The sequence below is a fragment of the Roseimicrobium sp. ORNL1 genome (assembly GCF_011044495.1).
Lineage (GTDB): Bacteria > Verrucomicrobiota > Verrucomicrobiia > Verrucomicrobiales > Verrucomicrobiaceae > Roseimicrobium.
In genome coordinates this window covers 4,082,338-4,106,588 of the sequence record NZ_CP049143.1, presented here as the reverse complement: position 1 = coordinate 4,106,588, position 24,251 = coordinate 4,082,338, and the positions used below count along the sequence as shown (strand labels likewise).

The following is a 24,251-nucleotide window of genomic DNA, read 5'->3' as shown; positions in this document are numbered from 1 at the left end:
CAATGCCCAACATCCTCATAGCAGACGACGACGATGACATGGTGGAGATCTGCTCCCGCCTCCTCCCGCGACGTGGCCATACGGTGAAGGTCGCGCAGAATGCGGCCGATGCGGTGTCCATGGCGGAGTCGCTGAGGCCGGATTTGATTCTCATGGACATGCGCATGCCGGTGAGTTCCACGGGGGACGTGAGTGATCGTGCCGGCCTGGATGCCGTGCTTGCCATCAAGGCCAAGCCGGAGTTGGTGTCCATTCCAATCATCGCTCTGACAGGTCATATGATGACCATGTTCCGTGCGGCCATTCTGGATGCGGGCTGCGTGGATATGCTGGCGAAGCCGATTGAGAACTTCATGCACCTGACCGAGGCCATCGAACTCGCACTCAAGAAATCCAAACCCCAGTGAGTACCAGCGCTCCAACTCAGCTCCAGGTCCTGCGGGATACGATGGAAGAGCACGCGGACGCCATGTCCAGCGCGGCGCAGATTCTTTTGCATGGACTCGTGGAGGGACAGGAGTTGCCGGGATGGCATCGTGACGTGGAGCGTATCCGGCAGGCGGCGCTGGGCATTTACCGCCTTGTGAGGGAGCGGCTCGCGACGGAGCATTTCATGGAGCCTCATCTTGTCTCCGGAGAGGACCTTCAGGGACTGAGGCATGAGTTGCGCGGCTTCCTGCAGAATATCCTGGGCCGTTGCCAGCTCGTGCTGGAGGAGGAGGAACAGCCGGAGACGGTGCAGTGTGAGCTCACGTCCATCATGGAGCATGCGCATGCGTGCGTGATCGTGCTGGATCGCAATCGCGACTACATCGCGCCAGAGCGCGGCATCGATCTCGCCATCAGCCCGCCCTCGGCAAAGCTGACACTGCCCTGCGAGGATGATGAAGAGGCTGAGCGCGCACCTGTTTCCGGAGCCACCATCTTGGTGGCGGACGACAGTGCTGGAAGTCGCGAGGTGCTGGGACGCTTCCTCGCCGCGCAGGGGCATGAGGTCGTCTTCGCCACCACGGGCAAGGAGGCGCTCGAGCGCGTGGATGAGATGGATTTTGACCTCATTCTGCTGGACCTCGTGATGCCTGAGCTGAATGGCTTCGAGGTGTTGCGCGCCCTGAAGCAACGCCGCAAGCTGCGCTACACCTTTGTCATCATCATCTCCGGATTGGATGCCAATGCGAATGCCATCCGCGGCATTGAGATGGGCGCGGTGGATTTCCTCGCGCGGCCCATCGATCTCCGGCTGCTGCGCGCGCGGGTGAATGCGTGCCTGGAGCGCCAGCGCCTGCGCGAGCGTGAGCTGGCGCAGTACTTCACGCCGGAGCTGGCCCGCCACCTGCACCGCCATCCGGAGCAGCTCGCCGCCGGCCGGAGCGTGGAGGTGAGTGTATTATTTTGTGATATCGCAGGATTCAGCCGCGTGAGTGAGCGCCACGGCCCTGAGCGAACCATCCGCTGGCTCAGCGATGTGCTGGGCACCATGTCTGCCTGCATCATGGAGGAGGAGGGTGTGCTGGTAGACTTCACCGGTGACCAGGTCATGGCCCTCTGGGGTGCGCCGCATCATCAGCCGGATCACGCCGACCGAGCGTGCCGCACTGCGCTGGCCATGCAGGCCGCGCTTCCCGAGCTGAACGAAAAGTGGGAGAAGGAAATCGGCCATGCCACCGAGATCTCCGTGGGCATCAATACCGGCGATGCCTACGTGGGAAACATCGGCACACCGCAAAAGTTCAAGTACGGCGCACTGGGGAATACGGTGAACCTCGCCAGCCGCATCCAGGGTGCGTGCAAATACGCCCGCGTGCGCATGCTGGCCACGAGCAACACCATCGAGCGCCTCACCGCGCCTATCTTCTCGCGTCGTCTCGGCCGGATTCGCGTGAACAACATCAATGCAGCCGTGTACATCCATGAGTTGGAAGGCGCGGATGACACGGACCCGTGGCACCGTCTCCGCACCGAGTACGAGACTGCGCTTCACTTTTTTGAGACGGCCGAGTTTCGCAAAGCCTCCGGTCTTCTCGGCCAGCTCCTTGATGACTATCCCGACGATGGGCCTTCGCTGTTACTTATGTCGCGAGTCGTCGAGGCTTTGCTGAAGACCAATGGCGGCGAGTTCGATCCCGTGTGGGAGTTGCCGGGGAAGTGAGCCCAGCAACAGGGGCGTAGACATCTCAATCTCGCGGCTCCAAGGACGGGCGGATGATGGCTTCCTGAGCCAGGCGCTTCTTCAGTTGTTTTCTGCCCCGCAGTGCTGGCTTGCCTGGGGATGCGAAAAGCTTGCAATTTGCTACATTAAAGAATGGCTCAACCTTGCTGGACTCCCACATTTTGGGCGTATGCTTTCACATGCCTGAAACCATTTACGAAGGAGTAAATGAGGAAGTCGTGGAAGAGCAGCGCAAGCAGTTGCTGCAGTTGTGCCCCATCGCGGGCATGGATCAATATGAAGATGTCGTTGGCGGCTCGAAGTATCTCTTGATGAAAGGTTTCTTCGCGTCCGGTAACGAGGACAGGATCTCTGTCACCAAGATGCAAAATGGAAAGGAGCCCTCTGAGTCTGTGTGGCACAAGCAGGGGTACAAGATCCATGTCTCTGCACATCCCCACCAGGCAGTCGCCGTGGCGAAGACGGTACTGCCGCTCTTCGACCAGAAATCCGGAGGCGTGCTCGGCGGAGTGCATCACAAGGTCGCGGAACTGGACAAATACACGCACGACCTGGAACCCCTCCAGCGCGGCAAGTTCATCACCATCTACGCGAAGGACGAAGAGGAATTGAAGAGGATCGCCGGGGAACTCGAGAAGGCGCTCATTCAATCAGGGATCTCAGGGCAATCGCATGGCGGGGAGATTGGACCAGGGGACCAGGAGATAGGAACATCTGGAATGGTTTCCATGCGCTGGGGGCAGTTCAGTGGCCTGCCTGACGACAAGGTCTTTGTGAATGGAGAATTCATCAAGGACAAGCGAGAGATGCCCTGCCCGCCGTCTATGCAGCAGGAATTCGATCGCGTGGCGCTGGAGACGAATGCACGCATGCAGCAGGCAAGGCAGAGCCTGGGTGAGCAGCAGATGCAGACACAGACTCAAACCCAAACTCAGACAACCACGTCCACCAGTCTCTCGAATTCCAACTCGAATTCGAATTCAAACAGCAACACCATGGAACCTTCCGGGGAGACACCCCAGGTCGGAAAAAAGAAAGTGTCCGAAGTTCTGGACGAGGAGGGGCAGTGGAAAAAGCAGTCGAAGCGGTTTGGAAAAGAAATCGACCGGAAGGAACTGGGCAAAACCTTCGAGCAATACAAAAAGCACGATGATACCGACGGTGGCTCTGGTGGCCCCACCATTGGCGGAAGCCGGATCAAGAAGAGCTGAGCAGGGTGGAAAACCCGCTGTATCCCCAGTCAGGCGGCACGCCCAGATGTCCGCGCAGTTTGCGTGCGTGCTGATGGAGTCGATCTACTCGGTTCGATGCTCTCTTGTGCGGCGTTTACGCAAAGACCATCTCGTCCGCTTCCTCTTCAATCAAGGACTCGACGTCGTCAGGACGATACTGGAACACCACCTCGTTTTCCTCGCTGCGGACGGCGCAGAGCTGGGTCCCGCAACGCTCGATTCTACCAACGAACACCATAGGGGATTTTCCCCGCAGTTGAATCGTGAGTTTCTTCCAGAACATACAATCAATGTTGAAGATTGAGCCGCTGCTACAGTAGCCGGAGATAGCACAGTTTATTGTAAATGTTCACGCAATATTGTTCATCTTGCCAAATGACCATGTGCGTGTCGAGTGAAAAATTAAGGTAATCCCTCATTTAGTGTGGCGCAATGTCTCAGCAGGTCGCTCGATTGTCCGATTGACCTGGGCCGGGGTTCACGGGACCATCGCTGCCCATGCGCCGCCTCGCTCTCTACTCCTTTGTCATCACTCTCATCTGGCTCACTTTCGTGGTGGCAATCAGCTTTGTAGAGGCGCCCGCGAAGTTTCAGGCGCTCAAGATTGAGAATTCCGAGGTGATCACTCCGGCCCTGCAGCACGCGCTGCAGATTGGCCATGTGGTGTTTCACCGGCTGAACCGCATCGAGTGGGTGTGCTGCGCGTTTTCCTGGTTCTTTGTCCTGCGTATCCGGGCGGTGCGCACACGCGGCAGTGTGATCCTGCTCGGGGTGGCCACGGCCATTCTCGCCGTCCAGACCTTCGTGTTGTATCCCGCGCTGGATTTCCGTGTGGCGGAGATCCTGGCTGGCCGCATGCCGCCTCAAACCTGGCATCACATCGCCTTTGTGGTCGGCGAGGTGGCGAAGGTGCTCACCCTCGGCGTCCTCACCGGCGCGCAACTCCAGGCATTTGCCCGGGCCGTGCTGTCCGAATAGGAGGCAGGTGCAGTCGTTTTAGGTTCACTCGGTCGCCGTGGCTTCCCGCTCGCTCTTCACCACGAGCTGGATGAAGTGCAACTTGCGCAGCACCGTACGTGACATCACGAAGGGATAGAAGTCCTGCTGGCCCATGCTGCGGGCGAGTTCATTGAGCGCCATGACCAGTTCCATCCAGGAATTGACCAGCGAAAGGACGCGTTTTGCATCCGAGTCTTCCGGATCATAGAGGTCCTCAAGCTTGAAGGGCTCGACCTCTGCCTCGACGTCGTCACCCGTCATGCCAAACCCCAGTGCCGTGTCGAGACTGTCCACGAGGTGCAGATAGTGCGCGAAGCACTCCGCCCAGTCCTCCCACGGATGCACCGTGGCGTAGGAACTGATGTAGTGGTCCGGCCAGTCGGGCGGTGGTCCGCTCTCGTAGTTACGACGCAGGGCTGCGGCGTAGTCTTCCCGCTCATCTCCGAAGAGCGCTCGGAACTTCTCGTGCCACGGTGTGCCGGCGATGAGGCGGTCCCAATAGTAGTGGCCGATCTCATGCCGGAAATGCCCCAGCAGGGTACGGTAGGGCTCATGCATTTCGTACCGGGTCTTCTCGCGAACGGCATCGTCCGCTTCCTCGACGTTGAGGGTGATCAGGCCGTTGCCGTGACTGGTCATCACACGCGGCCCCTCGGGCGGTGAACGCAGGAAGTCGAACATCACGCCGCGCTCTGGGTCCTCTTCCACTTTGGATGTCACGGGCAAACCGACGGCAAGCAACTGTGCCACGAGCCGACGCTTCGCGTTTTCGATCGAGCGCCAGTAGCGGCAGTTATCCGCATCGCTCAGGTTGGGGATCGTGCGATTCAGCCGGCAAGACAGGCAGAGTTCCGAGGGGTGCTTCGCAGGCACCAGCCAGTTGCATCCAGCGGGCGCGTTGAGATTGGCGCAGCGCCGAAAAACGGGCGATGGAGATTCTTCTCCAGCGAGGCGCCATTCTACCGGGGTGGCACCGGGCTCAAGCGCTCGAACCTCCGCAAGATCAGGCTCGTAACCGAGCTCCGCGCCGCAGCCGAGGCACCTGCTGTTGCGAAAGAAAATGGGACGGCCACATCGGCATCGATACGTGTGCCCACGGCGCGGAAGGTCGGGTGTGCGCCAGACTTGCGAAACTCGCGCAGCGATACTCTCGATGAATGTTTTCATAGGGTTGCCGGAGGAATGGGGACTTGATGTTCTGTCCCACGGCTGCATTCCTGGGCAGCCAGCAGCAGGCAGGGCGATCGTGAGGCGGACGAAAACATTCTCGCCTTTGTGGCAGGAAATCACCGTTTCCTCGATAGGCTCAAGGTCTTATATCCCGCGCACGCGGCATGAGCGCCTCAAAGAATGACGCGTAACCGCGGGAGGAGCTGAATCTTTATGTAGACATTCGTGCGTGACGAAGTAGGGGAAAAAAAGCGATCCATAGCGTTGTCCGGTTTTGCAATCCGCGGGCAGACGCTCCTCAAGGCCGACCTGATTCCTCGCCATGGAAACGTTATTCCTCGCTCCTGAAGAATGCGGCCAGCTTTCGGAGATGCATAATGGCGATGGATTCAATATCCGGTATGACCAGGTGGAACCTGGAGCCTTCAACGGTGAGTGCCTTTACCGCGGAAGTCCGCACATGGTCTTCTGCCGCGAGCAGTACACGCGCAGCATCTGTGTGCACGGCACGGCGCCGAAGGGAATGATCACGGCGGTCATGTCGACCAGGCGTAATGGCGCCGCATGGCTCAATGGCGAGGTGATGACTTCCGACTCCCTTGGTGTGTTCACACCTGGCGACGAAGGCGCGTACCGCTCACCGGCGAACCAGAGCTTCACCAATTTCATCATCTCGCAGGAGCGTCTGGAGCGTGCCGTACGCGCTCTCTTTCAACTGCCGCTTTCCGAGGTGCTGAAGCATACCGCCACATTGAACGTGTCCACCATGGCCATGGCCCTGCTGCGTGAGGCGACGGCGGAGATCTTCACGCCCAAGAGTCCGGATGCCATTCTCCGCGCGGAGGTATGGGACAGGAAGTGTGAAGGAAGCGTGCTCCAGGCACTGTGCGTGGCCCTTGTCGGAGAGAGCGCGGGACACGAGCGCCAGCGTGCCCACAAGGACGGACGTGTCGCGAAGCATGTGCGCAACTACATCGAGGAAAATTTTGCGGAGGAGATCGACCTGGAGATGTTGTGTGGTGTCGCCGGTCTCGATGCACGCGCGCTGGAGGCGGCGTTTCAGGATTATTATGGCGTCGCGCCCATGGAATTCCTCTATCACCGACGGCTCAACGCAGCGCGGCACGCCCTGGCAGCGGCGAGGGCCGAGGAGAGTACGGTGAAAGACATCGCTTCACAGCACGGGTTTGTGCACCTGGGCAGGTTCACAGAAGCCTACCAGGGCCTGTTTGGCGAGAGTCCCTCGGCAACGTTGAAGAAAAAATGAGCTGGTGCACAGTGCGCTATCTCCCTGTTAAACCACGCACAGTTTCTTAGCCTCACGCTCATGCGCTCTGCGGGATCCTGTGCCCCTTCAGGGCACGGCTGCCAGACTGAGGACCGCCAAATATTTGCAATGGCACTGTCAGTCTATTTCAAAGGATTCATTAGTGGCCAAGTATTCTCCCGTGAAAAGCAAATGCCCCGCAGACCCAGATGGGCAGTGCGGGGCATTCATGCACTCTGGTCCGACTCAAGCGTCCGGACCGGATTCCGCCGCGTCTACGGCAACGGAAAAAAGGCATCCCTTCAGGCGGAGAGCGCGGCGTATTTCGCCACGTCGTCAGCGTTCATGTCCAGCAGCTCAATCATCGCCTCAATGGCGCGAAGGTGATGTGCCAGCATGGGATAGGCACCGTACTTCTCGAACTCCTGCGACATGATGTAGCTCATGCACAGGGTTGCAGGGGGAGGGCCTTCGATATCTCCGTTGGCGCGCTTCCAGCACCAGTTGAGCTGGCGCTCGATGGCTTGGGCAGGTTCAAACCCTGCTTCGGCGAAGCGTTGGATCGTGCGGTGGGCGGTCTCGATGGAGGCAATGAGATACTCATTCATAGCGGTGGCTCTTTGCCGTTTGCAGGTAAGGCTCGCGATGGCTGTGACATCGAAGGGGAAAAACTCTCCGGGATTCTGGCGTAGACCATAAGAGAGTGCGAAGGAGTGCATGGTATTGTATAACGAAGTACTCGGGAAATTCCTTACAAAATGCTCAATTGCCCAAATTTAAACAAAAGCACCAACAATTTTAGTGATGCACAGACAAATTTTAGGGTGCATGCCAAAATAGGCAACCAATTTTGAACGTTTCTTTAATCTGGAATTGTGGTGAGGAAGGCCCTAAAATCAGGTGAACAGCGTGTGCCGTCGGTGTGTGCGGGTTTTTCCGTATCTCTGCGAAGAACATCTGACCCTGGTCTTATCGGCGCTCGATGGGAATCGCGCTCAACACTGAGTGAATCACCCCTGCAATGCCGCGGGGGCGGCTATTGACGCCCACGGAAAAACCTACGGACAGCAGACCGAAGTCTTGCCATGTGTGGCATGCAGGCAGATGGCGGAGAGGTACACGTCTTCCATCGCGGCCACTTGGGTTTCGGCGCCGAAGTTGTCGCGGACTGAGGCGGCAGCGTTGCGTGAAAGCCGGGCGAGTTCCGAGGCATCGCCCATGAGTTTCAGCATGGCCTCCGCGAGCTGTTCCGGGCTCTTCTCCGGCACGAGTAATCCATCTTCACCCGAGTGGACCGCTTCCGGGATGCCGCCGTGCATGGTGGCGACTACTGGCAATCCGGTGGCCATGGCCTCCAGCATGGAATTGGGAATTCCCTCCTGGTCCTCCTCCTTGGTCTTTTGACTCGGGTGGAGGAACATCTGGGCGATGTTGTACTGCTCCAGGAGCTGCTGCTGGTCCAGCCAGCCAAGCATCTCCACATTGTCCTCCAGACCCAGCTTGTGCACCGTCTCTTCGATCTTAGGCTTGAGCGGGCCCTCGCCGCACAGCACGTAGCGCACACGGGGGTACTTCTCCTTCACGATGGCGAGTGCCTTGAGCGTGGTGAGGATGCCCTTTTTCTGAATCAAGCGACACGCCTGCACGAGCCGCCACTGCCCATCGGCCGGGGGCTGGCGCACTGCGGCCTGCAGATGCTCCAGCGGGATGGGGGTGTGATTCATGCGCAGCTTGTCCGCCGGGCATCCCAGTTCCTCCAGACGATCCAGCAGGGACTGGCTCCGGGCCATGACCAGGGATGCTTTCTTGAACACGGTCTTCAGCTTCGTCACGTACTCCGGCTGGTCCAGGAACTTGGATACATCCACGCCGTGGAAGGAAACGACAAAGGGGCCGCTCCAAGCTTCGAGCATATCGAGGTAGTGCACGGCCTTGTGTCCGTAATACACGTGCACCAAGTCTGGATTGTCCGCTTTTAGCAGTTCCACCAGATTGTACGGATAGTACGGGCTCACTTCCTTGTTGATGGGGAAGGGCGGCGGCCAGCTTTTGATGACGTGCTTGAACCAGAAGCGCAGCAGGAAATTTCCTTTCAGGCGTGGCCGGGCCAGCTTCTGCAGCGTGACCACGGGCTCGAAGGGGAACATCTCCGCATTCTCATGGCTCTGGGTGTACACCGTGGTGCGCACGCGCTTCAGCCCGGTGACCTGACGATAAATGCTCTGCATCTCCGGCTTCAAAAACGTGCCGCAGAGGGAAATGACATGGGGCAGGGAATCAGGCATCGAACGGGCGGCGAGTGAGAAAGAGCAAGAGCATCCACTGCATGCCATTTGATGCGGGTGCGGTCAAGGTGCGGTGAGACTGCAATATTATTCAGACGGGGTGGTGGATCTTCTGGATACGCTGGAATCGACGTCGCAGCCGCCTCACCCAAGGAGGTTAGGCGTCCCGCCTGACAGCGGTGGTTAGACCTCCGGTCTGACCGGCACCTCCTCCCGAATGCGCGCAGCAGTCCTTCCACCAAGTGGCAAATGCCCCACGTATAACTGAGCGTGAGTGTGAACATGACTCGCGGTGCATGGTACTTCGACTGCATGGTGCAGAGGACGATGCTGCAAGACGTGGTGTTTTTGTGAATTTGAGGATTGGTCAGGCCGGAGGTCTAACATCCTCTGTCAGGCGGGACGCCTAACCTCCTGGCTTCTGCAATGCGACAAGCGAATCACGCCTGGCGCATATCTTAAAGACTTAAGGACACTCCAGCCACACCGCGTCAGTCCTTCTGACCCCGCCCCAACTCCCTTGCCTCATCATACGCGGCCTCGAGATTCGCGATCTGCTGTGACGACTCGAAGTTCTTCCGCACATCCGCCGCGGCGGCTTCGCCCATGGTACGCCAGGTGGACTCGGTGCTCGTGAGCTTGATCATGGATTGATGCAATCCCTCCCGGTCGCGTTCCGCCACCAGGAAACCGGTCACGCCATCACGCACGGCCTCGGGAATGCCGCCGTGGAGCGTGGAGACCACCGGCAATCCGGTGGCCATGGCTTCCAGCATGGAGTTGGGCACGCCTTCCTGATTCTGGTCTGAGGTCATGCGGCTTGGGTGAATGAACGCATGTGCCTGATGATACAGCGCGGACAGCTCGGCGCCTTTCAGGAATCCGGCGAAGCGTACGCTCTCTCCCACACCGAGCTTCTTGCTGAGCGCTTCCGTCTCATCACGCAGGGGGCCTTCTCCTGCGATGGTGAAGCGTGCCTGCGGATAAGTCCTGGTGAATTGCGCAAAGGCATGCAGCGCATCATCCAGTCCCTTCTTCTCAATGAGACGGCAGGCCTGCACAAAGTGCCACGCGCCATCCTGGGGGAACGCGCGCTTGATCTCGGGATACAGATCCAGCGGGATGCCCGTGCGGTTCATTCGTACCTTGCTCTCGGGGCAGCCCAGTTCGTGAAGGCGATCCAGCAGGGACTGGGAACGCGCCAGCACCAGCGTCGCTGCCTGCAGCAGCTCGCGCAGCTTCACTTCATAAGATGGATCATGCGCACGCGTCTGCACATCCATGCCGTGGAAAGAGACGACCACCGGCTTTGGCCAGCGCTGGATGAATGGAAGCAGGTGCACACCCGTGTGGCCAAAATACACATGCATCAGGTCGGCATCACGGCGCCCGAGCAGATTCGCCAGCACGCCGTATTCGCCGCGATACACGATCGGAGGTTCGCGGCGGATGTATTTCAGCCAGAAGCGGCGGATGAAGTTGCTGCGCACGCCGGGCGCGAGCTCCACACCGCCCTCGGGCATGAGGTAGAGATCCTCGCTCTGCCGCTCCTTGCAGATCACAAAGGTGTCATACCTCCGCAATCCGGTGATCTGCCGGTAGATGTGGAGCATCTCCGGTTTCAGGAAGGTGGTGCAGTAGCTGGCGACAATCGGACGGGGCAAGGGAATTGGCTGGGTAAAGGGGGAGTAAGAAAGCTTCCGTGACATCGCGACTGCCTCCGGTCAAGCAGCCTGTTTCCCGGGTGGAATTAATCGATGGAGCCTCAGGCGGCATCCAACGCCATATGGGTTTTCGATTCAGCCATGATTATTGCGAACCCCAACTTATAACCCCTCCTTCCATGAATATGAGCGCTTCGGCATCACGGCCCCTGAGGCTGGCGTGGATGCTTCTCGGAGGTGCCGCCTGCCTTCTGGCAGTCACCCCTCCTGCCTCCGCAAGACCACCGCAATCTGCCGTCAATAAGATAGAGTCTGCAGCCAACCGTGTGGGCAACTTCCTCTACAAGACCGCCCGCAAGCTGGAAGAGCCCCTGCCGAACCCCGAACTGCGAGCCGTGCGCCCTCAACGGATCTACACGGTGACTACCACGCCGGATTATGCCGCCGATATCCGGGCTGATCAGGCGCGCCTGCGTCCCCAGCGTGGCTCGGAAGAGCCGCCCTTCATGCGCGTGTGGGACCCCCAGACGCAGCAGTGGCTGCCACCGGGCATGGTGACCCAGCGCCGGGCGTACTCTTCCGGAGGCGCTGTGTACTCGCCAGGGGGAGGGGTGACCGTGACCAGCAGGCAGCCCTCCATGCCTGCGGTGCGCCTGCAACCACGTCCCGGCGGTTCCTCTCCGGTCATCACGGATGGTGACGTGAATGTGATGAGCCAGCCCTCGGAAACGCGGTATCTGGATCCCTATAGTCCTGCGGCCACAGAGGCCTACAGTTCCACCCAGCGGCGAAACGACCCCGCTGCCGAGCAGTCCGCCTCCAACTCAACCCTGGAACAGCAGCCGCAGGGCCAGATGAATTCCCGGACCCTGGCCAAGCCGGCCACTCCGAAACCCTCAACCCCTGCGGTTTATGGCACTCTCGTGCCGGGCAAGCCGGGCTTTGTCTACCCGCCTGGAGTCGAGCAGGATTCAAAGAACATGCTCGACGTACGCGGCCTCACCGCCGGGCAGAAAGTGCGTGACCCCCGCAACGGCCAGATTTTCCTGGTACCGTGAGCGCAGCGGGTCCCTGCGGCAGTCACCGGCCAGCCATACCGGTGGCTGCTGCTGAGCCGAGATGAGCCGGAACTTTGCGGTGCAGTTTGACGCACCGTCCGAATTCGGGATACTGGACGGCTCGCCTCATGTTTGTAGACCAGATTAAAATTCATGCCCGCGCCGGAAAAGGCGGAGATGGCAGCGTGCATTTCCACCGCGGCAAGTACCGCCCCAAAGGGGGGCCGGACGGCGGTGATGGTGGCCGGGGAGGGGATGTCGTCCTCAAAGTGGATCCCAGCACGGACAGCCTGCGCAATTTCTTCTTCAACGGCAAGCTGTACGCCAAGGACGGTCAGGGCGGCATGGGTGAGCAGCGCACCGGGAAGTCGGGCGAGCACGGTGTTTTCCGTGTGCCCCCGGGTCTGGTGATCAGCCGCATCATCGAGGGATTCGACCCCGAAACGGGCGAGCCCACGGAAGAATTCGAGCCGGTGGCGGACCTCACCGAGGTGGGGATGGAATACGTGCTGTGCAAGGGCGGCAAGGGTGGCAAGGGCAACCAGCACTTCAAAAGCCCGACGAACCAGACTCCCATGGAGTCCACCGCGGGCGACGAAGGCGAGGAAGGACGCTTCCACTTCGAACTGCGCAGCATCGCGGATGCCGGCCTTGTCGGCTTCCCCAACGCGGGCAAGTCCACGCTCCTCACAAAGCTCTCCCACGCGAAGCCGAAGGTGGCCAACTACCCTTTCACCACGCTGCAGCCGCACGTGGGAGTGGTGGAGTTCACCGAGACACGCCGCGCCACGGTGGCGGACATCCCCGGTCTTATTGAGGGAGCCCATGCGAACGTGGGGCTTGGTCATGATTTCCTGCGCCACATCATGCGCTGCCGTGTCCTGCTCTTCGTGGTGGACACCGCCGGCAGTGAGGCGCGCGATCCCATCAACGACATCGAAACGCTGCGCACGGAGATCAAACTCTACAGCCCCGAGCTGGCGAAGCGCCCCTGGTGCATCCTTGCCAACAAGATGGACCTTCCTGAGTCCGAGGAGAATCTCTCCCGCCTCAAGGAGCGCTTCAAGCGCATCAAAATCTTCCCCATCTCCGCGAACGAAGGCGATGGCATGGAGAAGCTGTTCGGCTATCTCGACAAGACCATCGCCCAGGACATTGAGTAGGTGTTCCTCGTAGATGACTTCCGGTAGGTCCAAAGACCCCCGCGGATGCGATCCGCGGGAATGCAGACTCAAAACCAAAACCAAAGTCAGAGTCAGGAACAGCAGTCGAGGCCGGGAATGAATCCCCTCGACCTCGAGGCGGGAGCAGCTGGCTCCCGTATGGTCTCCGAGTCCGGAGTGGGCGCCCACTTCGATGAGGAAACCTCTCTGGAAGCACTGGCCAGTCAGTACAGTCAGGCCGAGGGCGGTGGAAATGAGCCCAGAAAGGAGCACTGGGATCGCGCTCGTGAGGAGCTTGCCCGGCGCTGGCTGCAGGGCTCTCCGAGCAACGATTCCAAGGTTCCCTCAAAACCCTCTGCCGACGACATTCGGGTGGAAGAGGCGATGCATTTGGGGAGGTGAATCAGTGGCGTCTTTGCCCATGTCGTTGCGTCACGTCAAGGAGTGGGGGCATTCCTGCCCCCATTCGAGCGTAAGCGGCGCGTTGTCATGACCAATGTGCTTGTGATGTAATGGGCTTCCGAATCTGAAGCTTCATCACCAATCGGCTGTGACCGTAAAATGGGGGCAGGAATGCCCCCACTTCTTGGGCCTATGCCATGGCTTTGCTGAATGGCTGACTCACTTGCAGGTGATACACCAGCCCTATCACTCCACGCTCGCGCTTACACCCTCCACCTGCACCCTGCGCAAATTCTCCGCGCTCACCTCTGAGGGCAGGCTGTTGATGTACGTGCCGCTGCCGAGTTCGAACCCTGCGAGGTGACTCAGCCGGGGCACGATGGCGATGTACCAGTGGAAGCAGCATGCGCTCTCTTCTCCCACCGGAGCTGAGCGGATGGTGATATTAAAATCCGGATCTCCCGCAGCGGTGCGCAGTCGCACGAGCAACCGCTTCAGCACACCGGCGAGCTCTTGAATCTGGGCATCCGTGATGGAGTCATAGGACGGCGCATGCGTCGTGGGGAAAATCCACAGGTGATAGGGCGAGAGTGATGCGTAGGGGACGAAGGCAGTGAAGGAATTCCCGGTTTCCACGATGCGCTCACCGGCCTTCAATTCATCGTCCATCGTGCTGCAGTAGAGGCATTCGCCGTGCACCTCATGGAAGCGCCGCGCTTCGTGCAGGCGCATGCGTACCTGGCAGGACACCACCGGCGCAGCGATGATCTGGGAATGCGGATGCAGCAGGGAGGAGCCTGCGCGTTCGCCGTGATTCTTGAAAATCACGATGCCGCGCACGTGCGGCGCTTTTTTCAGCTCCATGTACCTCGCACGGTACACGCGCAGGATGGCAGCGAGGTGGGACACGTCCATGTCCGCGAGCGCGAGGTCATGACGCGGATGCTCCACCACTACCTCATGCGCGCCGGCGGCAGCCATGGAACGGAAGGAGTCATGTGCCTGCCGGTGCAAGTCCGGGGTGGGGCTGAAGGCGGGAAACTTGTTCGCGAACGCGCGCACCGCCCAGGTGCCGCTCGGGTCGGATTCCCGCACAAGCTCCTGAGCGGTCTGCTTCTCGTTTCCAGGGCAGAAGGGGCAAGTTTCGTTGAAGGGAGGCTGGGTAGGGCGGGGCTCCGGCACTGCCTTGTGGAAGTCATCCGGCCTGCGCTCCCGCGCCGCTGCCATGATGACCCAGTCCAGCGTGATGGGATTGTACCGGAGTTCCGGAGAGGCGAGGGGATTCATGCGCTGATCGTATCGCATTCAATTCCCGGGTTCGAGAAACAAAGTGTGAATCGTCGCCTGACTTTCAGCTTGATACTCCCCGGGCCAAATTCTTGGTGCACTTTTTTCGCGATCGCTTTATTACACACCCGAGCGGTTCTCTGCATGAAGGTGCCTTTTGCGTTCGATTTGTTGTGCTGTCCGCCCACCCACTCACTCACCCGCATTGCTCCCATGACACCTGTCCAGGAATTGACCCACCGCACCGCCCAAGGCTCCCTCTTCCGCCTCACCATTGAAGAAGTGCCGCTGGTGGAGCCATCCCATCCCAAGGAAGTGAAGTACTGCTTTCACTTTTCCGGTGTCATGACCACTGGCAAAAGCACGACCTACTTCAAGCATCCCAAGGACAAGGTGAAACCACTCGCGGAGCAGTATGAGGAGATTCTCAAGGCGTGGCTGCAAACGCTTGCGGACAAAGGCGACTCACTTAGCGAAATTGACAATCCCTCCGGCTGCGAATTGTTCTCCCTGCAGCGCCAGCAGGAGATTCGCACAACCTTGGGTGCAACCTACGCGATCAAGGCGAATGGGGTGGGGGTGTGATTGATTGATTAAAGCGAACGCAGAACGTGCGTGCCATATTCGTGATGAAGATGAGCCAGAAACTTTCAGAGTTGAGGCACGCCTTGTTGGAACTTCACAAGGCCCTGGTGGAATCCGAACGAGCGGCCTATGAAGCCGCGAATGGTCGAATCCAATCCCCCAATCACTTCCTGCAGTTGCTCACCAATGATCCATGGTTCGAATGGCTGCGCGAACTGTCCCAGCTCATTGTCGTGATGGATGAGGCAGAGGACGACGAGGAACTGCTGACTGACTCCAATGTTGATGCGATGGTCGCGGCGGTCCGCAAGCTGTTGACTGCATCCGGCAGCGGGGAGGGATTCAACAAGCGCTATATCCTGGCACTGCAAGGAAATCCCGAGGTGGTGCTGGCTCATGCGAAGGCGCTGGAATTTTTGTGATACACCGTCAGCCAAAAGCGGTGCCCGGAAAATCTCATTTGGCGCGAATACGGCCAGGGCAATTCGCATTCCCAGAAGTGGCCGAGCTTGGGCTCAGACGTGTTCATCCTCGTTAAACAAGCCAAAAGGTGCTATGGTGCCCAATGATTGAGTCCAAACCGACACCGCTCGAGATAAAAGCTCGTCTTCGCGCCAGCAAGCAACGGCCAAAGAAAGTGCCAATCAAATGCAACACGTGCAACGGTACTGGCGAGGCCGCATCCCCGGGACGTTATGCGACGCGCTGTCCCGACTGCTTCGGCTCTGGATTCGCGAGGCAATCGCCTGATCAACAGATGGGTGCGTTTGTTTTTGGTCCTTCTCATCGTTGAGTCTCCTGCAGGCGGCGGAGGCTGGCAGTCCAGCGCCAAGATCGTGGACTTCGGCACAGCCAGGGAGGCCCCGGGCTTTTAGCGCGGAATCTTGGCTGAACTGCTCCGTGGGCAGGAGGCACGCGTCCAAGGCGGTTACAAGGAATATCCACTACCCCAGAAAGAAGTAACATGATTCTTATCAAACGACACTTTGGTACCTGGATTGCCATCACGTTTTTGACGATGGTGAGTTGGCTTCACCCGGCATATGCAGCGGAGCTTCCCGAGCTTACAACATTGAAGGGGAATAACTGCCGGGTCACCATCGATGCTTGGATTCTGAGTCCTGAGGGAGGGAAAAAGCACTATCTGGTAGATACTCAATCGAGTGCATTCGTTGATAGTTTGAAGCGGTTTTTCAGAGGTCTGGATTGCAAAGGAGGGCATCTTGAACCTGGAGTTGCCGCCGGAGAAGTTGTAAACATCACTTTTCACGGGGAGCCGGCCTGTGCCTTTGCAATCATGGCTCGCGAATACCTCGTATTTGAGGACGGTCCCGAATATGTGGTCGGCAACGTGAAGAGGGGAGACTCTTTGGAGAGAATGTTCCTAAGGGACGTGCTGCTGAAGCATCCCGAACTCTTGAATGAGAAGGTGGAATAATTCTTTGTGAGAGTTCGCGATTTGATTGTCGGATACGCAGGCGCTCCCAAGAGGATGCGCCGTCACGGCACGGAGCTTTTGTTACAGGCCGTTCACGGATGGCTTCAGATTCATGAGTGTGGGGCGTTCGCTGGAATCATGAGTAGAAATTCCACTGGAGCCTGCAGACGCCCGCTTGAGAAGTGAACGAGTCCATCGCGTGGACTCCACCCGTGCATTCTTTTGAAGTATGGTGAGGAGATGAGGCTGTAGGGACAAGGGGAGCCTCGGTTCACAAAGTGAGGACGGCCGCCCAGTGAACCAATGAAACGGTCAATCATTACCATCATCTTGATTCTGATGCTGGCCCCGCTGTGCTAAAACCGTTCACGGTTTCTTAACCTGACGCTCATGTGCTTTGCGAGGTCTTGAGCCTCTGTCATGCGACCATTTCCAAGATATCGCCATGAATTACTTTCGCGCTGCCCTGCTTTAGGCACATCCACCGGAAAGACGAAGTACGCGGGCTGGGGATCGAACCCAGGACCAATTGGTTAAAAGCCAACTGCTCTACCGCTGAGCTACCCGCGCGTTTGTTTTGAGGGGAGTTTACGTATGCATTTTGGCGGCTGGTGCAAGCGGGAATTCGTTTTGAAGGACTTTTTCCGCGAGTGTCAGCAGGGTCACTTCGGGGCGGGAGACCAGGGCAGCGTGCATGCCGGCGGTCTGTGCGCCGGCGAAGTCGCAGTGTTCATCGTCGCCGATGTGGAGGCATTGTGAAGCGGGAGCATCTGCTGCGGTCGCGAGTGCGGCGAGGAACATGCGTGGGTGCGGTTTGCTCGTGCCGACTTCGCTGGAGAGGAGCACCTTCTCAAAGAAATGCGCGATGCCCAGGCCCTCCAGGATGGGATGCAGGCGGCGGTCAAAGTTGGAGAGGACAAAGAGACGCAGAGGTGGAGGTGCACCCTCCGGTGGACCATGACTGCTCGCGTGTTCGCGCAGTTTCTCCAGTGCGGGAATCGTGTCCTCGTAGAGTTGCCACGCTTCGGCATTCGCGAAGTGCGCATACATCTCTGCAAACATCGGCTCGAATACGGCAGCGGCATCGGCGCCATCATCCACGGCACCGCTGGCGTCACGTGATGCGGTCACTTGTACAAAGGTGAGCCACACCACCTCGCGCCACCAGGAGCGGTCGTCATCCGCAGGAGGGGTGCCTTCTGGATGCACGGGTGAGGGCAGTGTTTTCCAAGCGGTGCGGAACGCGTTCTCCAAGGCGCGTGGTTCTGCCGTCACGCCATGCTTCGCGGCAATACGCGCATACGTGTCGCCCACGGGTTCGCTCAGGTGGAACAGGGTGCCTGCGGCATCGAAGAAGAGGGCGCGCAGGCGGGGGCGATGGGAATCATGAGGGGGCACTGAAGGGATTTCGTCGCCCCGAGAGGAGATGGCAAGTTCCTGATGCGCGCGCCAAGCGGCGCCACCCCTTCTCTCGCAAGCCTGCTACCTCTGGTGAAACACCCACGCCAGGTCCCGCATTTTCCGCAGGTCGGTGGTGAGTCCGATGTTCGACTTGTAGAAATCCTCCAGCTCATCCGCAGTGCCCACGTGCTGGTAGCCCAGATTTTTCTCGCGGCTCTTTTGAGAAAGGGTGGGACGAATTTGAAGCTTGCGACGTCTGAACGGTTCGTTCCAGGGAGTGAGATACATCTTCAGAATCACCGCGCCCTGCCTGGGGAAAAAGTCGGAGACATGGGTCGTGGCATGGCGGCCTGTCGAGTAGCGCCCGTCCTCATGGTTGTGGATGTAACGGAAGGCGAATACCAATGTCTGGAAGCAGCCGTGATGACGCTGCGCAGCGAGCGGCTTTCCAGGGTCGAACTCGGGATAGCGTGCCTGCTCAGGGTCCATCAGCAGCAGGATGTGGATCCCGTAGGCGCGCCGTCCGTAGGTGTGCAGTGCGGCGAGGAAGGATTCCTTCGAGTGCACGTGGAGAAATTCAGTGGTGTTGAGCACGAATTTCCAACCGGTGCACTCCCTCTCAACGGCCATCACCTCCTGATCCACCTCCTCAGCATCGAACTCGAGGCAGCTTGCATCCCGCACCTCCCAGTGTGGAGCCAGTTCCCTGCAAATGGCTGCCGAACGATCGGTGGAGCCGCGATTGATGAGGATGCCGTGATCAAACAGTGGCACATGGTGCCGCAGCCACAGGGGAAGGAGGTATTCCTCATTGTAGAAATGCGAGATGAGGGTGGTGCGGGCTGGGGGAGGCGGCCACGGGAACATCTCAGGGCGCTCGATGCTGTAGCTCTGAGGTTTCGTAGTGTAGACGCCGTCCGTGAAGGTCAGGCTTACATCCACGATGGACTTTCCATTCTCAGGAAGGGGCACGGTGAGCTCGAACCCGCAAGTTGCGGGCACAGCCAGCCCTTTCTCCTGAAAGTGCTGCACCACGTCCAGGCGCTCCACCTTGGTGGTGAAGATGACATCAGGCATGCCGTCGACGGATGCTGTGCCGTGGAGAGTTCTTCCTTCCGGCGAGAACATCCAGCCCCGGAGCAGGACCTCGTGTGGGGTGTGGATCTTCTCCTTGGCGAGGGGTGCGTCCACCCAATGCTGGAAGGTCCGGCGCGGTGCTTTCGATTCGGATTCTGGCCTGGTCGTGTTCAGAGCTAAGGCGCCGGCTGGATTCATTGACATTGAGTGATGTTAGCGAATGCGCATCTGTTGTGCCTCGGAAACACGCTTTATATTTTTTGAGGTGAATCGGGCAGTCCAGTCCAGTCCTCTCCTGTCCCGTGCCGTGGGCTTGTGTTCCCTCCGTGCACGTTTGCTTGCGCGTGTTTCATGTTCCTGTCATGCATGGGATTCCGCAGCGCGCCGTCAATGTCATGTCCCTCCTCTATCCACGCTTCAAGCTTTCCCTCCTTCCGCTCATGGCGTGGATAGGTGTGCAGGGTGCGCTCATCGCGGGTGCGTATGGCATCCTGCATGACCAGATCACCTACACCATCTCGCGGGAGTACTTCACCGAGTTCAAGGCGGAGCAGTTCCGGTACATGGACTTCGGCTGGCCGGAGCGGGTGTACACGGCACAGATAGGGTTCCTGGCCACATGGTGGGTGGGATTCATTGCGGGGTGGTTTCTCGCCAGGCTCGCGGTGCCTCATTTGCCCGAAAAAGTGGCCGTCCGCTGGTGCAGGCAGGCGTTCGTCGTGCTGATTGCGGTGGCAGCAGTGGCGGGTTTGGTCGGCGCCGGAGTGGGGTGGTGGGTAACCCGGCCGGGCACCGACCCTAGCGCGGGCGACTGGCAGGAATTTGCCCACAGTTACGGGGTGAGGGACGTGCCCGGGTTCATCCGGGCGGCCTGCATCCACAATGGCAGCTACATCGGCGCCTTGCTGGGACTGACGGGGGCGTGCTTCTGGCTGAGGCGGAGGGTGCGGGGTCTCGGGGAGACGGAAATGGGACCTCCAAGAGCCGTCGCAACCGCCGAAAGCTGAATGCTCTAGCCCTGCAAGTTCCTTTACCCTTGGTTTTCCTTTACAGGGGATAAAACTGCTTGCCAGTTCCATCCTTTAGGATATCTTCACCTTTCCTTCCGGGGCGAAAAACTCGAGATTCAATTCTCCAGAGCGAGAGTGGGACTAGTCCCGCTCTTTTTTTCGTCTGGGGAGGTTTCTCCGTTTCCACTTTCCCCTCACAGCCATGGTCAGCGAACTTAAAGCCCTGTTTGAATACTACCAGAAGGAGAAAGGCATCGACCGCAGCAAAATGGTTGAGGCCCTTCAGAGCGCGCTTCTGGCCGCGTCCAAAAAGAGCATCGGTCCCGCCCGGGAACTGAGGATCGAGATCGATCCAGACAAAGGCACGATCAAGGCCTTTGCCAAGCTCCTTGTCTCTGAAACCGTGGAAAACCCCTTTGAGCAGCTCGCGGTGAAGCATGCGCGCAAGCTCAAGCCGGATGCCCAACCCGGTGATGAAGTGGACGTGGAAGTCACGCCCAAGGACTTCGGTCGCATCGCCGCCCAGACCGCCAAGCAGACCTGGATGCAGCGTCTGCGCGAGGCGGAGAAGGCCAATCTCTACGAAGAATTCAAGGACCGCACGGGCGATGTCGTCAGCGGCACCATCCGTCGTTTCGACAAGTCGGACGTGATTGTGGACCTCGGCAAGTTCGAGGGCGTCATGACCGGCCGTGAGCGTGTGCCCACGGAGGACTACACCGTCGGCGACCGCATGCGCTTCTATGTGAAGGCTGTGGAAAAGAGCACCTCCCGCGGTCCTGAGATCATCCTTTCCCGCAGCCATCCGAACTTTGTCCGCCGTCTTTTCGAGTTCGAAGTGAGCGAAATCTCCGACCGCACGGTGGAAATCGTCAGCATCGCCCGTGAAGCAGGCTACCGCACGAAGGTGGCCGTCTTCAGCGCAGATGAGAAGGTGGATCCCGTCGGCGCCTGCGTGGGCCTGCGTGGCGCCCGTGTGAAGAACATCGTCCGTGAGCTCAACAATGAGAAGGTGGACATCATCCACTTCAACAAGGACGTGGCCGAGTTCACCAAGGAAGCGCTCAAGCCCATCAAGATCCTCTCCATCAGCGTGGATGAGGCGAACAAGCGTGTGCACCTCACCGTGAGCGAGGAAGAGCTGTCCAAGGCCATCGGCCGCAAGGGGCAGAACGCCCGCCTCACCTCCCGCCTCATTGGGTATGACCTGGTGATCGAGAAGGATGAACACGCGAAGAAGGTCTTCGAAGGCCACATGGGCGGTGCCGCGCACCAGCTCGTGGAAGCCCTGGGCATCACCGCAGGCGAGGCGGTGAAGCTTACCAGCGGTGGTGTGTCCGAGATCTCCGTGCTCGACGACATGGGCGTGGACGACGTGGCTGAGATTCTGGAAGGCGATGCCGAACGTGCCCAGTATATTCTGGAGAAGTACGCCGCCTGGAAATCTCCTGCGTCCGTAGCCTAATCATTCGTCATCATCCTTCGTTTTCGTTTTTCCCATTCCTGAGCTAAGAAGCACCCAGCCAATTTCTCTCTGCTGCCCGAACTCGATACTTCCCGCATGGCAACCAAGCCCCCGACCTCCAAGACAACCAAACGCAGCTCTTCTCCCGGTGAGGAGCCAGCAGCCCCGTCTGCGGAGAAGGCGACCAAGAAAGCAACCGTTTCACTCATCGACGAAGGTACGGCGAAGAAGAAGCGCACAGGCGAGCTGAAGACCGGCTCCGCGTTCACTCCTCTGGGTGCCAAGCCCGCGCCGAAGCCCGCGCCTGCGGCCAAGCCGGCTGCCCCCGCCGCTCCGCCGAGGAAGACGCTGGATCAGGTGAAGGCCGAGGCGCTGAACATTTTCGACGAGGATGAACGCAAAGCGGAGGCCCGCCGCGTACGCCGCGAGGAAGCCACTGCTGCGCCTGCCCCGGCGCCGTCTTCCAGCATTCTGCCGCCCATTTCCCTGCTGAAGGAGGAGGAGCCGAAGCCGCGCCCCGTGGCTGCTCCCAAGCCCGCCCCAGCTCCTGCACCCGCAGCTGAGCAGGCTCCCGCTGCCGTGGTGGAAGAAGGCAGCGACCCCAAGGTCATCCATCTGAAGCCGCCGATCATCGTTCGCGAGCTCGCCGAGCGCATGGGCTTGAAGACCTTCAACATCATCAAGGACTTGATGGGTTTCCAGGTCTTCGCCAAGGCGGACACCGCCGTGGAGCCGGAAATCGCCACGAAGGTGTGCGAGCTGCATGGCTTTACCTTTGAGAAGGAGAAGCGCGAAAAAGGCGCCGGCGTGCACAAGGTCGAGGAGAAAATCGTCGAGCCCCCGCCGCCGGAACCGCCGAAGGAAGAGGAGAAGGACGTCTTCGAACTCCGCGCTCCCATCATCACCTTCATGGGTCACGTTGACCATGGCAAAACCTCTCTCATGGACGCCGTGCGCAAGTCGAGCGTCGTCAAGGGTGAGGCCGGCGGCATCACGCAGCACATCGGTGCATACAGCGTATTTTACAACGACCGCCCGATTACTTTCATCGACACTCCTGGTCACGCCGCATTCTCCGAGATGCGCGCCCGTGGTGCGGACATCACGGACATCGTGGTGCTCGTCATCGCCGCGGATGACGGCTTCATGCCGCAGACCATCGAGGCGATGAACCACGCCAAGGCCGCGAAGGTCACCATCATGGTGGCCATCAACAAGATTGACCTGCCTGCTGCCAATCCCATGCGCGTGAAGCAGCAGCTCCAGGAGCATGGCCTCATGCCCGTGGAGTGGGGTGGCGAAACAGAAGTGCTGGAAGTCTCCGCCACGAAGGGCATCGGCCTGGATAATCTGCTGGAGACCATGTCCCTGCAGGCGGAAGTGCTCGACCTGCGCGCGAATCCCAAGGCGCCGATGCGTGCCACCGTTATCGAGTCCCGCATGGACCCGGGCCGTGGACCTACCGCGACCGCCATTGTGCAGAACGGCACCCTCAAGGTGGGTGAGCCCTTCATCTGCGGCCCGTACTGGGGCAAGGTGAAGAACCTCATCAACGACTTGGGCAAGCCCATCAAGGCCGTGCTCCCCGGCATGCCGGCGGAAGTCATCGGCTTCAGTGGCATGCCCAACGTGGGCGATGAGATCGTGGAGATGGACAACGAGCGCAGCGCGAAGCGCCTGAGCGAGGAACGGCAGGAAGAAATCCGCCAGAAGAAACTCGCCGCCCCGCGTCGCTCCACGCTGGAAACCCTTTTTGCCAACATCGAAGAAGGCGCGAAGAAGAACCTCAACATCGTCCTCAAGACGGACGTGCAGGGCTCGTTCGAAGCCATCGTCAAGGCGCTCAAGGAAATCAAGAGCGACAAGGTGGAGGTCAAGGTGCTCCACGGAGCCGCAGGCCCCATCTCCGAGGGCGACATCCTCCTTGCCAGTGCTTCAGACGCCGTCGTCGTGGGCTTCAATGTGAAGGTGGAAAACACCGCCGTCTCCATCGCCAAGCGCGAGGGCGTGCAGGTGAAGCTCTTCTCCATCATCTACGAACTGCTCGACCAGATGAAGGAGGCCATGCTCGGCCTGCTGGATCCGGAGACGCGCGAGAAGGTCATCGGCCATGCCCGCGTGAAGCAGGTCTTCAAGCTCAGCCGCGGCATCGTGGCCGGCTGTGTGGTCACCGATGGCCGCATCGACCGCAAGGCACGCGCCCGCGTGCTGCGAGGCACCACTCCTGTGTACGACGGCGCCATGGACACCCTGCGCCGCTTCCAGGACGAAGTCCCCGAAGTCCGCAACGGTCTCGAGTGCGGTATCCGCCTCGCGGGCTATCGCGAGTACCAGGAGGACGACGTCATCGAGGTCTACGAACTGGAGAAATTCCAGCAGACGCTGTGAGGTGGTGTGGGGGCTGGCCGTGAGGCGCGGCTCCCATTCAAGTAAACAGTGATCAGTATTCAGTAAGCAGTGGACAGTGTCGCTTCCCATCTCTTGGAACAGCGACAGGTTGTTCCAATGAGCCTCTTACGTCGCTGCTTCCCACGGTTCTCCACTGGATACTGCTTACTGACCCACTGATTACTCTGCT

At 59.5% G+C, this 24,251-nt stretch carries 22 protein-coding genes and 1 tRNA gene; 14 read left to right on the top strand and 9 right to left on the bottom strand.

Features of this window, described 5'->3' with window-relative positions:
* Positions 1-2 precede the first annotated feature (2 nt).
* The 3 genes from G5S37_RS16640 (at position 3) to G5S37_RS16630 (ending at position 3,381) form a co-directional block, all read left to right on the top strand.
* Positions 3-407 (top strand): response regulator, encoded by a 405-nt coding sequence (locus G5S37_RS16640; protein ID WP_165205586.1) that lies wholly within the window; start codon positions 3-5, stop codon positions 405-407.
* On the top strand, positions 404-2,149 hold the full coding sequence (locus tag G5S37_RS16635; RefSeq protein ID WP_165205585.1) for an adenylate/guanylate cyclase domain-containing protein: 1,746 nt from the start codon (positions 404-406) through the stop codon (positions 2,147-2,149). Before G5S37_RS16640 ends, G5S37_RS16635 begins: the two co-directional genes overlap by 4 nt.
* Positions 2,150-2,349: 200 nt before the next feature.
* Positions 2,350-3,381 carry a hypothetical protein gene (locus G5S37_RS16630; RefSeq protein WP_165205584.1) on the top strand — a complete coding sequence of 344 codons (1,032 nt, stop codon included), beginning with the start codon at positions 2,350-2,352 and terminating at the stop codon, positions 3,379-3,381.
* A 115-nt stretch (positions 3,382-3,496) separates the two neighbouring features.
* On the opposite strand, the gene G5S37_RS16625 is transcribed toward G5S37_RS16630, so the two are convergent.
* Positions 3,497-3,685, bottom strand: a complete 189-nt coding sequence (locus G5S37_RS16625) for a hypothetical protein (RefSeq protein ID WP_165205583.1) — start codon at positions 3,683-3,685, stop codon at positions 3,497-3,499.
* 215 nt (positions 3,686-3,900) lie between these two features.
* Between G5S37_RS16625 and G5S37_RS16620 the strand changes: the two genes are divergently transcribed.
* Positions 3,901-4,380: a hypothetical protein gene (locus tag G5S37_RS16620; protein WP_165205582.1), complete on the top strand. Its 480-nt coding sequence runs from the start codon at positions 3,901-3,903 to the stop codon at positions 4,378-4,380.
* A gap of 24 nt (positions 4,381-4,404) precedes the next feature.
* Here the strand turns inward: G5S37_RS16620 and G5S37_RS16615 are convergent, their stop codons facing one another.
* A complete protein-coding gene (locus tag G5S37_RS16615; protein WP_165205581.1) occupies positions 4,405-5,568 on the bottom strand; it encodes a putative zinc-binding metallopeptidase in 1,164 nt (387 codons plus the stop codon).
* Positions 5,569-5,893: 325 nt separating this feature from the next.
* Between G5S37_RS16615 and G5S37_RS16610 the strand changes: the two genes are divergently transcribed.
* Positions 5,894-6,838 (top strand): helix-turn-helix domain-containing protein, encoded by a 945-nt coding sequence (locus G5S37_RS16610; RefSeq protein ID WP_165205580.1) that lies wholly within the window; start codon positions 5,894-5,896, stop codon positions 6,836-6,838.
* A gap of 302 nt (positions 6,839-7,140) precedes the next feature.
* Here G5S37_RS16610 and G5S37_RS16605 read toward each other — a convergent pair whose 3' ends face one another.
* The 3 genes from G5S37_RS16605 to G5S37_RS16595 form a co-directional block, all read right to left on the bottom strand.
* Positions 7,141-7,557 carry a hypothetical protein gene (locus tag G5S37_RS16605; RefSeq protein ID WP_165205579.1) on the bottom strand — a complete coding sequence of 139 codons (417 nt, stop codon included), beginning with the start codon at positions 7,555-7,557 and terminating at the stop codon, positions 7,141-7,143.
* A gap of 339 nt (positions 7,558-7,896) precedes the next feature.
* Positions 7,897-9,123 (bottom strand): glycosyltransferase, encoded by a 1,227-nt coding sequence (locus G5S37_RS16600; RefSeq protein ID WP_165205578.1) that lies wholly within the window; start codon positions 9,121-9,123, stop codon positions 7,897-7,899.
* Between the two features lie 491 nt (positions 9,124-9,614).
* A complete protein-coding gene (locus G5S37_RS16595) occupies positions 9,615-10,787 on the bottom strand; it encodes a glycosyltransferase (RefSeq protein ID WP_165205577.1) in 1,173 nt (390 codons plus the stop codon).
* Between the two features lie 185 nt (positions 10,788-10,972).
* Here G5S37_RS16595 and G5S37_RS16590 point away from each other — a divergent pair, with 185 nt between their 5' ends.
* The 3 genes from G5S37_RS16590 to G5S37_RS16580 all read left to right on the top strand — a co-directional run bounded on the left by G5S37_RS16590 (position 10,973) and on the right by G5S37_RS16580 (position 13,410).
* The gene (locus G5S37_RS16590) at positions 10,973-11,845 is read left to right on the top strand and encodes a hypothetical protein (protein ID WP_206026026.1); all 873 of its coding nucleotides are present in this window, start codon (positions 10,973-10,975) and stop codon (positions 11,843-11,845) included.
* Between the two features lie 128 nt (positions 11,846-11,973).
* The gene (obgE, locus tag G5S37_RS16585; protein WP_165205575.1) at positions 11,974-13,008 is read left to right on the top strand and encodes a GTPase ObgE; all 1,035 of its coding nucleotides are present in this window, start codon (positions 11,974-11,976) and stop codon (positions 13,006-13,008) included.
* A gap of 117 nt (positions 13,009-13,125) precedes the next feature.
* Positions 13,126-13,410, top strand: coding sequence for a hypothetical protein (locus tag G5S37_RS16580; protein ID WP_165205574.1), 285 nt, complete (start codon positions 13,126-13,128; stop codon positions 13,408-13,410).
* A 246-nt stretch (positions 13,411-13,656) separates the two neighbouring features.
* On the opposite strand, the gene galT is transcribed toward G5S37_RS16580, so the two are convergent.
* Positions 13,657-14,697 (bottom strand): galactose-1-phosphate uridylyltransferase, encoded by a 1,041-nt coding sequence (gene galT, locus G5S37_RS16575; RefSeq protein WP_165205573.1) that lies wholly within the window; start codon positions 14,695-14,697, stop codon positions 13,657-13,659.
* Positions 14,698-14,910: 213 nt separating this feature from the next.
* Here galT and G5S37_RS16570 point away from each other — a divergent pair, with 213 nt between their 5' ends.
* From G5S37_RS16570 to G5S37_RS16560, 3 genes are all read left to right on the top strand, one after another.
* Positions 14,911-15,282, top strand: a complete 372-nt coding sequence (locus G5S37_RS16570; RefSeq protein WP_165205572.1) for a hypothetical protein — start codon at positions 14,911-14,913, stop codon at positions 15,280-15,282.
* 50 nt (positions 15,283-15,332) lie between these two features.
* Positions 15,333-15,704 carry a hypothetical protein gene (locus G5S37_RS16565; protein WP_165205571.1) on the top strand — a complete coding sequence of 124 codons (372 nt, stop codon included), beginning with the start codon at positions 15,333-15,335 and terminating at the stop codon, positions 15,702-15,704.
* Between the two features lie 542 nt (positions 15,705-16,246).
* Positions 16,247-16,720: a hypothetical protein gene (locus G5S37_RS16560; RefSeq protein WP_165205570.1), complete on the top strand. Its 474-nt coding sequence runs from the start codon at positions 16,247-16,249 to the stop codon at positions 16,718-16,720.
* A 498-nt stretch (positions 16,721-17,218) separates the two neighbouring features.
* Here the strand turns inward: G5S37_RS16560 and G5S37_RS16555 are convergent.
* The 3 genes from G5S37_RS16555 to G5S37_RS16545 all read right to left on the bottom strand — a co-directional run bounded on the left by G5S37_RS16555 (position 17,219) and on the right by G5S37_RS16545 (position 19,312).
* Positions 17,219-17,290: transfer RNA gene (locus G5S37_RS16555), tRNA-Lys, on the bottom strand.
* 18 nt (positions 17,291-17,308) lie between these two features.
* The gene (locus G5S37_RS16550) at positions 17,309-18,118 is read right to left on the bottom strand and encodes an HAD-IA family hydrolase (protein ID WP_165205569.1); all 810 of its coding nucleotides are present in this window, start codon (positions 18,116-18,118) and stop codon (positions 17,309-17,311) included.
* A gap of 84 nt (positions 18,119-18,202) precedes the next feature.
* The gene (locus G5S37_RS16545; protein ID WP_206026025.1) at positions 18,203-19,312 is read right to left on the bottom strand and encodes a glycosyltransferase family 2 protein; all 1,110 of its coding nucleotides are present in this window, start codon (positions 19,310-19,312) and stop codon (positions 18,203-18,205) included.
* Between the two features lie 281 nt (positions 19,313-19,593).
* Here G5S37_RS16545 and G5S37_RS16540 point away from each other — a divergent pair, with 281 nt between their 5' ends.
* The 3 genes from G5S37_RS16540 (at position 19,594) to infB (ending at position 24,061) form a co-directional block, all read left to right on the top strand.
* Entirely contained in the window at positions 19,594-20,205 is a 612-nt protein-coding gene (locus G5S37_RS16540) for a hypothetical protein (protein ID WP_165205568.1), read from the top strand.
* A 205-nt stretch (positions 20,206-20,410) separates the two neighbouring features.
* Positions 20,411-21,673 (top strand): transcription termination factor NusA, encoded by a 1,263-nt coding sequence (nusA, locus tag G5S37_RS16535; RefSeq protein ID WP_165205567.1) that lies wholly within the window; start codon positions 20,411-20,413, stop codon positions 21,671-21,673.
* A 96-nt stretch (positions 21,674-21,769) separates the two neighbouring features.
* Entirely contained in the window at positions 21,770-24,061 is a 2,292-nt protein-coding gene (infB, locus tag G5S37_RS16530; protein WP_165205566.1) for a translation initiation factor IF-2, read from the top strand.
* The last annotated feature ends 190 nt before the right edge of the window (positions 24,062-24,251 follow it).